This window comes from Streptomyces sp. ATLC9, assembly GCF_057196705.1.
Genome location: NZ_JBXUOY010000422.1, coordinates 1 through 2,965, shown reverse-complemented (window position 1 = coordinate 2,965; position 2,965 = coordinate 1). Strand labels below are relative to the sequence as shown.

General features: G+C 76.1%; 2 protein-coding genes. Both read left to right on the top strand.

Annotated elements, in window-relative coordinates; translation table 11 throughout:
• Positions 1 to 203: 203 nt before the first annotated feature.
• Complete coding sequence (locus tag AC2CJA_RS25740) at positions 204 to 2,045, top strand: serine/threonine-protein kinase (RefSeq protein ID WP_484605072.1); 1,842 nt, start codon at positions 204 to 206, stop codon at positions 2,043 to 2,045.
• Between the two features lie 143 nt (positions 2,046 to 2,188).
• A partial coding sequence (locus AC2CJA_RS25735) for a protein kinase family protein (RefSeq protein WP_484605071.1) occupies positions 2,189 to 2,965 on the top strand: 777 nt, incomplete at its 3' end.

Here is a 2,965-nt window from a genome sequence, read left to right as displayed (position 1 = left end):
GGCCGCCGCGGCGGCCTGCCCGGTGACGGCCTGTCATCGGCGTCCGGCGCGCGGGCGCTCCGGGCGCGCCGCGAGTGCCGGGGCGTCACCCCCGCTCCCGCGCACCGCCGTTCCGGTTGCGTGTACCCGGCCGAGTGCGCCGCGGTCCGCCCCGTGGGGGAGAATGGGGCCACTGCTGGGGCGGGCTGAGTGTGAGGGGACGCATGAGCGACGTGGACGGCCGCGGCAAGAAGGCCGGACGGCTCCTGGGCGGACGCTACCGGCTGGGCGACGTCCTGGGCCGCGGCGGAATGGGCACCGTGTGGCGGGCCGAGGACGAGGTCCTGAGCCGTACCGTCGCGGTGAAGGAACTGCGCTTCCCCTCCAGCATCGACGAGGAGGAGAAGCGCCGGCTGATCACCCGTACGCTGCGCGAGGCCAAGGCCATCGCGCGCATCCGCAGCAGCAGCGCCGTCACCGTCTACGACGTGGTCGACGAGGACGACCGCCCCTGGATCGTCATGGAACTGGTCGACGGCCGCTCCCTGGCCGACGTGCTGCGCGAGGACGGCCCGCTGGAGCCGCGGCGGGCGGCCGAGGTGGGTCTGGCGATCCTCGACGTGCTGCGCGCCGCGCACCGCGAGGGCATCCTGCACCGCGACGTGAAGCCCTCCAACGTCCTGATCGCCGACGAGGACGGCCGGGTCGTCCTCACCGACTTCGGCATCGCCCAGATCGAGGGCGACCCCTCCCTCACCTCCACCGGCATGCTGGTCGGCGCGCCCTCCTACATAGCTCCGGAGCGGGCGCGCGGTCAGCGCCCCGGCCCGCCCTCCGACCTGTGGTCGCTGGGCGGGCTGCTGTACGCGGCGGTGGAGGGCCGCCCGCCGTACGACAAGGGGTCGGCGATCGCCACCCTGACAGCTGTGATGACCGAGCCGCTGGAGCCCCCCAAGCGCGCCGGGGCCCTGGAGCCGGTCATCCACGGACTGCTGGACAAGGACGCGGACAAGCGGCTGGACGAGCCGGGCGCGCGGGCGCTGCTGGAGCGCGCGGCCCGCGGTCCGCGCGCTGGGGGCGAGAAGAAGAAGGAGTCGCAGGGCACGCGTACGACCGTGCTCCCGGCGGCCGGCGCCGCGGCGGCCGGGCGCGGCGCGGAGGGGAAGGCGGGAGAGGCCGGGGGGAAGACCGGCGGGAAGGGGACCGCGGGTGGCCCCGGGGCGTCCGGCGGCGCCGCGGCGGCCACCGCCGTTCCGTCCGGTGCGGCCCGCGCGGCCCGTGTGGCGCGGCAGCCTGCCGGGCTCGCGGTGATCGCCGTGGTGGTACTGGCCCTGCTCGGCACCGCCCTGGCCCTCGCGTTCGCCGGCGACGACGAGGGAGCCGGCGAGCGGGCCGGGTCCGGGCGTTCCGCGGCCCCGACCGCCGGACAGGACGGCAGCGGGGGGGAACGGGACGGCGAGGACGGTGCGGGTGCCGACGGCGGGCCGGACGAGTCCCCCACCGGCTCCTCCGCGGAGCCGTCCGGCGGGGAGGGCCGGGAGGAGAAGGAGGACGGCGGGTCCGGCGGCGAGGACGGGGGCAAGGGCGGACAGGGCGGCGAGGGGGTGCCCGAGGGCTACGAGACGGTCACCGACGACCGCTTCAACTTCTCGATGGCCATGCCCGAGGGCTATGTGCGCGCCGGGATAGCGGGACAGAACTCCGGCGGCAAGTACGCCCCGCCCGGCGGCGGCTACCCCAAGGTCCAGGTCGACTTCAACGGCAGTCCCGGGGACAGCGCGGCGGGTGCCTGGCGCTCCCTGGAGCCCGCGGTGCGCGGCAGCAGCACCGGCTACTCCCTGGTGGACATCGAGCCCGTGAAGTGGCGGGACTACCCGACCGTCGCGGACTGGACGTTCGAGCGCGTGGAGAAGGGCAAGCGGGTGCGCGTCCTCAATCGCGGCTTCCGGGTCGACGACACCCACGGCTACGCCATCATGATCACCTGTGGGACGGGGGAGTGGGACGGCGAGGAGTGCCGCACGGTACGGGAGACCGCGTTCCGGACGTTCCGCCCCCGGGACTGAGACGGAGACAACCGGCCGACGGGCGACGCGGGGCCGCCCGGGCACGTATCGTGATAGCAGGCAGGCCCTGTGCGTCGGCGATCCGGCTGCTGGGAAAGGATCCTGACGGGCCGTAGGGCACCAGTCCGTGTGGGGAGGGCGCCGTGGACGAGTACTCGGGCCGGCTGCTGGCCGAGCGGTACCGCTTGCCGCGTCCGCCGTCGGACGAGTACGAGCCGGTGGAGTCCCGCGCGTACGACACGGCCAGCGGGCAGGAGGTGCTGGTCCGTCAGGTGCCGCTGCCGGAGGTCGTCGAGGCCGAGTTCGTCGGCTGGGACGGCCACGGGCACGACCGCACCGGCCGTGCCACGCGGCGCCCGGCCGACCCCGCCGTGCGGCGCGCGGTGGAGGCCGCGCTGGCCGCCTCCCGGATACCCGACCACCCCCGGCTCGACCAGGTCTTCGATGTCTTCGTCGAGGGCGACGGGCTGTGGATCGTCAGCGAACTGGTCGCGGCCCGGCCGCTGTCCGCCCTGCTCGCCGAGCGCCCGCTGAGCCCCCACCGGGCGGCGGAGCTGGCCGCCGACCTGCTCACCGCCGTGCGCGCGGTCCACGCGCACGGCTGGGTCCACCGCAACATCACCTCCCACACCGTCCTGGTCTGCGACGACGGCCGAGCCATGCTCACCGGACTGGCCGCCGGCGCGGCCGAGGAGGCGCTGTGCGGGTACGACCCGCTGCCGGCGCCCCCGGGCGTGCTGCCGCGCGGCCATGTGGACGGCCCCGCGCGGGACGCGCCCGGGGACCGGCGGGGCGAGGACGGCGGTCTCCCCGGGCTGCCGCCCGGCTACCGGGGGGCGGAGGGGGGGCCGGCAGGTCCGGCGGCGGGCGGCGTGCCCCGGCAACTGGCCGGGCCCTGTGGCGTATACAAATCTACGAGG